Annotated in this window: 11 protein-coding genes; all 11 read left to right on the top strand. The window is 58.7% G+C overall.

Features of this window, described 5'->3' with window-relative positions; translation table 11 throughout:
- Positions 1 to 507: 507 nt before the first annotated feature.
- The 11 genes from CVS28_RS17010 to CVS28_RS16960 all read left to right on the top strand — a co-directional run bounded on the left by CVS28_RS17010 (position 508) and on the right by CVS28_RS16960 (position 7,404).
- Positions 508 to 885 carry an FUSC family protein gene (locus tag CVS28_RS17010; protein ID WP_133159182.1) on the top strand — a complete coding sequence of 126 codons (378 nt, stop codon included), beginning with the start codon at positions 508 to 510 and terminating at the stop codon, positions 883 to 885.
- Positions 886 to 1,080: 195 nt separating this feature from the next.
- Entirely contained in the window at positions 1,081 to 1,467 is a 387-nt protein-coding gene (locus CVS28_RS19525) for a hypothetical protein (protein WP_133159181.1), read from the top strand.
- Positions 1,468 to 1,666: 199 nt separating this feature from the next.
- Complete coding sequence (locus CVS28_RS17000) at positions 1,667 to 2,230, top strand: Dps family protein (protein ID WP_103466886.1); 564 nt, start codon at positions 1,667 to 1,669, stop codon at positions 2,228 to 2,230.
- Between the two features lie 83 nt (positions 2,231 to 2,313).
- On the top strand, positions 2,314 to 2,583 hold the full coding sequence (locus tag CVS28_RS16995) for a GlsB/YeaQ/YmgE family stress response membrane protein (RefSeq protein ID WP_103482237.1): 270 nt from the start codon (positions 2,314 to 2,316) through the stop codon (positions 2,581 to 2,583).
- Positions 2,584 to 2,730: 147 nt separating this feature from the next.
- Positions 2,731 to 3,213, top strand: a complete 483-nt coding sequence (locus CVS28_RS16990) for a pyridoxamine 5'-phosphate oxidase family protein (protein WP_165788190.1) — start codon at positions 2,731 to 2,733, stop codon at positions 3,211 to 3,213.
- Between the two features lie 44 nt (positions 3,214 to 3,257).
- A complete protein-coding gene (locus tag CVS28_RS16985; protein ID WP_103466883.1) occupies positions 3,258 to 3,629 on the top strand; it encodes a hypothetical protein in 372 nt (123 codons plus the stop codon).
- A gap of 439 nt (positions 3,630 to 4,068) precedes the next feature.
- Complete coding sequence (locus tag CVS28_RS16980; RefSeq protein WP_479768596.1) at positions 4,069 to 4,605, top strand: flavodoxin family protein; 537 nt, start codon at positions 4,069 to 4,071, stop codon at positions 4,603 to 4,605.
- A gap of 144 nt (positions 4,606 to 4,749) precedes the next feature.
- On the top strand, positions 4,750 to 5,202 hold the full coding sequence (locus CVS28_RS16975) for a hypothetical protein (protein ID WP_133159180.1): 453 nt from the start codon (positions 4,750 to 4,752) through the stop codon (positions 5,200 to 5,202).
- A gap of 107 nt (positions 5,203 to 5,309) precedes the next feature.
- The gene (locus CVS28_RS16970; protein ID WP_165788189.1) at positions 5,310 to 5,972 is read left to right on the top strand and encodes a DUF6766 family protein; all 663 of its coding nucleotides are present in this window, start codon (positions 5,310 to 5,312) and stop codon (positions 5,970 to 5,972) included.
- Positions 5,973 to 6,497: 525 nt separating this feature from the next.
- A complete protein-coding gene (locus CVS28_RS16965; protein ID WP_103466880.1) occupies positions 6,498 to 7,061 on the top strand; it encodes a Dps family protein in 564 nt (187 codons plus the stop codon).
- Positions 7,062 to 7,125: 64 nt separating this feature from the next.
- Entirely contained in the window at positions 7,126 to 7,404 is a 279-nt protein-coding gene (locus CVS28_RS16960; RefSeq protein WP_103466879.1) for a GlsB/YeaQ/YmgE family stress response membrane protein, read from the top strand.
- Positions 7,405 to 7,667: the final 263 nt, after the last annotated feature.

The following is a 7,667-nucleotide window of genomic DNA, read 5'->3' as shown; positions in this document are numbered from 1 at the left end:
CCGCAGGCTCCTCAAACGACAGCGGCTCGATCGACGGAGCTCCGGGAATGGGCTGCTTGGGAGTTGTCATAGTTCCTCCGTTGAATGGAGTGGATATTCTCAACACCTCCAACCATGAACGCCTCCCACGACGCCGTCAAGGCCCCCGTTCCGGTTCTTCGCCGGGCGCAGGCACTCTGACACACCGTTCCAGGACACGTTCTTCAATGGGAGCTAAAGGTCATCCAACGCCTACCGCCTGCCGTGCAGGGCGGCTGCCATCTGAGCACCCTTGCTTACCGACCGTTGCAACGCATCGAAGCTGGCCAAATACTTGATAAACTGCCTTGTTTGTTTCAGCCGGGATTCTCAATGGCTACTGGCTCAAAGTTGAATGCTTACTTCAGCCCATTCCCGCGTTGGCGGCAATGCTCCTAAGCCCAGGCAACGCAGGCGAAGTCCCTGATGCTCCGAAAAGGGCGGTACGACGACGGCGGAGGTGATTGGTTGTCCGGGGAAGCGGTATCTGTGAACTTTTTGAAGACCTGGGCGACCTCCTCGGTGGCAGGCCAACGGGTGCTGCTGGCGGCCAAAAATGCCTTGGCTGTCGGTCTTTCCTGTTTTTTTGCGCCCCACATGCACGGAGCAGTGGACGAATACCCGTGCTACGCGCCCTTGGGCGCGTTGGTCAGCATGTATCCCACTTTCATGGGTTCGGTGCGTTCGGGACTGCAGACACTCGTTGGCTTGCTGCTGGGCATCATGCTGGCCGCCGGGGTGCTGTTGTTGGGGATATCGAACATTCTCACGATTTCTTTGGCCGTGGGGGCAGGCCTGCTCTTTGCAGGTCTGCCCCGCCCGGGGCCGGCCGCGACTATGTGCCGGTGGCGACCCTGCTGGTACTGATCATTGGAGGCTAGGACGCTGACACATTCTCCGTGGGTACGGCGTCCAAATGGCCATGGGAGTACTAGTGGGCCTGGCTGTAAATGTCACCATTTTCCCTCCACTCACCTTGGATGCTGCTCGCGCCCAGATTTCCCGTGGGCGCCTAGTTCTCATCGAGCAGCTCAAGGACGCAGCCAAGACGCTCGTTCAGAAATGGCCCCGGAACATGAGGATTGGGCTGGCCGCCGACACGAACTGGCCCTCTTGGAGAACATAACCTTCTACATTCGCGATCTGTCGGAGGGGGCTCACTGCCGCCATCTGGGACGGGCCCTCGAGCTGCGCCTCCAGGCTGAGCTGCGCGAACCGTTGAGCCGCTGTTTGGATGCGACCGCGGACGTACTGCGGGCGTGGGAAGAGGGAGAAATAATTTCGGCCAATTTGGACTCCGCCAACGATGACTTGGCCGCAGTCACCGACAGCCGCGACACCGGTTCGGCAGCGCTCACACCAGTTGCCGCCGTCGTACTTGATGTGCAGCGCCTTCTGGCCGCTCTCAGACACCGGTTATGTCCTGACGGGACCAATCACCCGGATTAATGAGGCCAGGAATGAAAGTAGGGAGGCGGTCTCGCCGTCCCGAAGCCCTATTGCCAGGTCCCAAGAGTTACACAGTTTCCTTGGAAAAGGTGGGGCGTCTGACCCGCCGAAGTCGGCGGTAGCTGGAATTCCTGCTGGCGGCTCGATACTGTGGGATTACGTTGGCCGTTGAAGATCGGCCGGTTTGAGAGGAATTCTAATGGTTTCCAAGAAAACTTCCACTGCAACGTTTACGGTTCCGGGCCTATCCTTGAAGAGCGGTCACCAGGTGGCAGCCACCCTCCAAGGCAGGCTGTATGCCTTGAATGACCTGCAGCTTACGTTGAAGCATGCCCACTGGAATGTGGTGGGCCGGGATTTCATTGGTGTCCATGAGATGCTGGACCCGCAAATTGAACTCGTTCGGGCCATGATTGACGAAACTGCCGAGCGCATTGCCACGTTGGGGCTATCCCCCAACGGCCTTCCCGGCGCCTTGGTTCGTGAGCGTGATTGGGATGACTACGCCATCGGGCGTGCCTCCACCACCGAACACTTGGCAGCCCTGGATCTCGTTTATGACGGCGTAGTCTCAAGCCACCGAGATGCCATCGCAGCCACGGGGGACCTGGACCCCATTACTGAAGACATGTTGATCGGCCAAACAGCGCAGCTGGAACTTTTTCAGTGGTTCATGCGTGCGCATCTGGAAAGCAGCGCCGGCAAGTTGAGCCACGGCAATGCGCCTACCGAAAAGGCCGCGGCAGCGAAAACTAAGAAGTAGACAGCACCCCATCGGCTTGCGGCTCTCACCGGCCGTGAGGAAGCATCCCGCACTGCACATGCGCGTTCTCTCAAGGAGGAATCATGGGTTTCATCGGTTGGATCGTTTTGGGTTTGATTGTCGGATTCATTGTTAAGTCCGTCATGCCGGGGAGGGTCGATGGCGGCTGGGTCACCAGCCTTGTTCTGGGCGTGGTCGGTGCCATTGCCGGTGGTTGGATCGGAGATCTGCTCTTCGGTGGGGGCAAGATGGAATTTTGGAACCTGGGTTCCTGGATCCTCGCCATTGTCGGCGGCTTGGTCGTCGCAGGAATTTACGGCGCAATTACCGGCCGTTCCAAAACCACCGCCTAACCGGCCCGGTCCAAACCCATGTCCGCAGCTTGGTGGTGGCCCCGCCTTCCCCAACCGTCCAACGACGCAGCAAATCCAGCATTTGACCACACTTCGATGAGCTTGGATCTGAACACGGAATCTATTCACAACAGGAGGATAAGGCACATGTCCCAGAATGAAAATATTCACAAAGTCATGGAAATTATTGAGCACCATCGGATCTGCATGCTGACAACTGTGGGTGATGATGGTGCGATTATGGGCTGGCCCATGACAGTCACCAAGGTTGAGGACAATGGCGAACTGTGGTTTTTTAGCTCTACCGGCACGGGTCCCGTAGCAGCGATTGGCACCGAAGCCCGAGTGAATCTTTCCTTCGGCGGAAAGAATGAATGGCTTTCGGTTCACGGCTCGGCAGTCGTCATTACCAGCGAGCCCAAGGCCCGGGAGTTGTGGAATGAGGCCGCGGCCGCGTTCTACCCCAACGGTCCGGAATCCAAAGATCTGGTCCTCGTGCGTGTCCGTCCCGATGGGGCACAATATTGGGAGGCCCCAGGTGGAGCCATCTCCACCATCTTCCAATGGGCCAAGGCACGGCTCACCGGTGAAGTGATCGACGCCGGGGAAAGCCAAAAGGTTGAACTGTAGCCACTATTTTCTGCACCGAATCCTTTTCAACTAAGGAGAACATCATGAAAGCCAAGCTAACTTTTCTTGCCGGAATGGCCGCCGGGTACGTGCTGGGGAGCCGCGCGGGCCGGACAAGCTACGAAAAAATCAAGGCATGCGCTACGTCGATCTGGAACAAGGATTCGGTTCAGGAAACTGTCACCACCGTCCAGCACGCCGTCAGGGAACATGCCGTGGAAGCTGCGCACAAACTGCTCCAGCACACTAAACACACAGGTGCCTCCACGGAAACAGGCCATGTGGACGCGGACCCCGGCAACACTGGAGGAAAGCCGTTGGACATTGCCCCTGAAGTCTCTGACGAATTCCCCGATGCTGCCCTGTCGGGCGGAGAGGCCCAGAAATGGGGGAAGGGAAGAATGTCCGGGTCTTAGCGTCTGGAAACGGACAGCTGATGCTGAAGCCAAGCACAACCGCCGGGACAAGACAATACCGAGCCTGGCCTGGACCTTGATTTGGAGCCCCGCACTGACCGTGGCGATGAACCCTTCCTCCTTGCCGGCCGCCAGGCTTTTATCATTGGCGATGTCTGCCGAATCGGCGCCGGAGCAGTCATCGCCTTTGCCAAGGGAATGAGGCGACGTCGCCTGTCTGGTCTGGCACTCTTGCCTGACGCAGTGCTATTCGTCCAGACTTTCGCTTATACCAATTACCGCCCCGGAGTCTGCGGTACTTGACGGGGGTCCAGCTGATGCCTCTAGATTTGCTGGGGCCGCTGCAGTACTACTGAAAGGAAACAGCAATGACGGAACTGACAGCTATCGCGATCGTCTGCACCCTCTCCCCTCCCCGAAGCCCTCCAGCAGTGAGCTCATGGCGCAGCATGTCTTGGGCGAACTGAAGAAGTATGGCGTCGTGACTTCCTCGGTGCGCATTGTCGACCACAACGTTAAGCATGGGGTTCAGATTGACATGGGCGGTGGCGATGATTGGCCCGCGATCAGGACGAGGATCCTTGCCGCGGACATCGCGGTTCTTTCTACCCCGATCTGGATGGGTCACCCTTGCAGTGTTGCCCAGCAAGTGTTGGAACGCCTTGATGCAGATCTCGCTGAAACCGACAGCCAGGGCCGGCCCATCATGTTCGGCAAGGTAGCCGTCGTTGCCGTCGTGGGAAACGAGGACGGCGCCCACAAGGTCATTGCGGACATGATGCAGGGTCTGAACGACGTCGGCTTCAGCGTCCCAGCCCAGGGTGGGACTTACTGGGTTGGGGAGGCCATGCAAACTGTCGACTACAACGACCTGGAGAAGGTTCACGATGCCGTCGCCTCAGCCGTTGGGGTGCTTGCCCGCAACGCCGCCCACCTAGCACGGGTGCTGCAAAGCGAGCCATACCCGGCGAAGTAGGCCAGGGGAAACACTATGCACCGGCTGTGGTCCAAGCAGGTTCACGCAAAAATTGCTGGCTGCGGCGCAAGGGGAGGCCTAAAGTGAGGCTAGTGGGACTCGCAACAAATTCAACGAGCTTTTGATCCGCAAGGGAGGCGTAGCGTGGGCGATCCTGTACGGTTCCGTGGCTGCCGCAAGTATTGGACGTCAGCCTGGTCATGGCGACTTCTTGTTCCGGTGGTGCTGCTGGCGGCCGTGTCCGGGTGTGCACCCTCGGGAGCAGGCCCCGCCAGTGCGGCTCAAGCATTCTATGCCGCACTGGACGGCCACGATCTGGCGGCTGCGTGTGCACTTCTGGCCCCGGCGACCATCAAATCCTTGGCCAAAGACGGAGACGGTTCCTGTCCCACCGGTCTCGAGGACGCTGGACTGGCTGCCGTGGGTCCCGATGGCCGCGCCCCCTCCGCGACCCAGGTGTTCGGCCGCAGCGCCCTGGTCAGTCTCGGTGCGGAAAATGTGTTCCTGACCCAATCCGGCACCCGTTGGCTGGTGGACGCCGCCGGTTGCACCGCCGTTGAGGATGCACCGTTTGATTGTGAAATTGGGGGCGGCTGAGAGTGAAGGCACAATTTATTGGCTATCTATTCGTCGTGGTCCTGGGCTTGGCCTTCATCTTGGCCTTGGGCTGGCTGCATTGGTAGGGGAAAAGCGTGAAGACGTGGATGCATCACAACAGTCTGGGCCTGTTCTTCGGCACCATCTTTATCTTGGCCCTTGCGGGCCAGGCACTCACCGGCCATGCCTTGTTCAATCAGGAACAGGTCGCCGCCGGACTCGACCCGATCACTTTAGGCCAGTATGTTCTGTCCTCGAGCTTTGGGGTGGATGTGGCCGAAAACTGGCAGTCGGAGTATTTGCAGTTCCTGCTGTACATCAGTGTCACGATTTGGCTTGTTCAAAAGGGCTCCCCTGAGTCCAAGAAACTGGACCAATCGGGCCCGGGCACAGACAAGGACCAACTGGTTGGCCAATATGCCCATCTCGATTCACCTGCTTGGGCCCGGGTTCACGGGTGGCGCCAACACCTGTACGGGAACTCGTTGGTGTTGGCGATGGGCGGCATCTTCTTCCTGTCCTGGCTTGCCCAGTCCGTCGCAGGGGCCAGCGCCTTCAACGAACAACAACTTCAGGACTTGCAGGCCCCGATCAGCTGGGCACTGTATGTGGCCTCCCCCGAATTTTGGAACCGCACCCTGCAGAACTGGCAATCCGAATTTCTCGCCGTCGGCTCCATGGTGGTGCTGTCCATCTATCTGCGCCAGCGCGGGTCCCCGGAATCAAAACCTGTCGGATCGGCCCATGAAACCACCGGAACCACGGGATAAATCCACACCAAAAAAGCCTCAACGAGGGCTTGACTGATGAACCGCGACGGTGCCATGGTGGGGGCATGCCGTGAACCAAGCATGAAGCCTCCAATGGCCGCCCCCGACTAAGGAGTTTGCATGAGCACCAAAGATGCCTCGCCCACCGGCGGCAGCCCGCAAGGTGGCTATGGATCTCCCACTCCGGGAGACGAAATGCCGGATTCCCCAGCGACAAACTTTGACTCAGCAGATCTCACAGACGACTTAGCAGACCTGACGTCGAGTCAGCCGAGGCGCTGGTGGAGCCACTCGTTCCATCGGAGAAAGATCCACAGACACCGGCGGTTTCCGAAGCAGACCTCAGACACGCCCGGTACGTTGAAGCCCCGGACTGACAGCCTGCACCACCAACCCAAGCCTGAGTGGGCGGCAGCGAGTGCATGCCAGATGGTTACGGGTTGGTGACTGGAAAATTGCTTCCCGCTTGGCTACGGTGAAATGACGACGGTCGTTGCAGATCGACCGGTTTCGAGAGGAGTTCTAATGGTTTCCAAGAAAACTTCGAGCGCGAATTTTACGGTTCCCGGCTTGACGCTCAAGGATGGGCATCAGGTGGCCGCCATCTTGCAGAGTCGCCTTCACGCACTCAATGACCTGCAATTGACACTCAAGCATGCGCATTGGAATGTGGTGGGACGGGACTTCATTGGGGTCCACGAAATGCTGGATCCTCAAATTGAACTGGTTCGCGCCATGATCGATGAAACTGCCGAACGCATTGCGACACTGGGTGTCTCCCCCAGCGGCCTCCCTGGCGCCTTGGTCAAGGAACGGGACTGGAACGATTACGCCATCGGGCGAGCTTCCACCACCGAACATCTGGCCGCGTTGGACATCGTCTACGACGGCATCATTTCAAGCCACCGAGATGCAATAGCGGCCACAGGAGAGCTGGACCCCATCACCGAAGACATGCTGATCGGCCACAGTGCCAAACTTGAGCTTTTCCAATGGTTCATGCGCGCGCACCTCGAAAACAACACCGGCTCACTGATCCACGGCAACTCTGCGACCGAAAAGGGCGCCGCGAAGTCGGCAAGAAACTAGAGCCAAGATAGTTGTTGGGGGACAAACAAAACCAAAAAATAGGTAACTCTCTCAAGGAGGAATCATGGGATTCATCGGATGGATCATTCTTGGCTTGATCGTAGGAGCCATCGTCAAGGCAGTCATGCCGGGGAAGGTCGGCGGCGGCTGGATCACCAGCCTGGTTCTGGGCGTGGTCGGTGCCGTCGTTGGTGGATGGATCGGTGATCTGCTGTTCGGCTCCGGGAAGATGGAGTTCTGGAATCTGGGTTCCTGGATCCTTGCCATCGTCGGCGGCCTCGTCGTCGCCGGCATTTACGGGGCCATAACAGGCCGCTCCAGAACCAACACCACCAACGCCTGAGCGTACAGACCCGGCAGCGGCAGCCCGTGCCAGGATAAGTCTCTGAATGTCTCTGAGCAGGGTTCCTGTTCAGAGACATCCAGAGCACCTGGGGGGCCAACACGACCAATGAGGGGTAGAACATGAAAGGGATATTGGCATTCGCGGCCGGAGTTACCGCGGGATAGCTGCTGGGATCGCGAGCCGGACGAACAAGCTACGAGCACCTGAAAAACGCTGTCAAGTCTTTCTGGGCCGCTGACAGTGTGCAAGACGTGGTGACC

The organism is Arthrobacter glacialis (assembly GCF_002909415.1).
Lineage (GTDB): Bacteria > Actinomycetota > Actinomycetes > Actinomycetales > Micrococcaceae > Specibacter > Specibacter glacialis.
The sequence above is the reverse complement of the archived record's forward strand: the minus strand, read 5'-3'. Positions and strand labels throughout refer to the sequence as shown.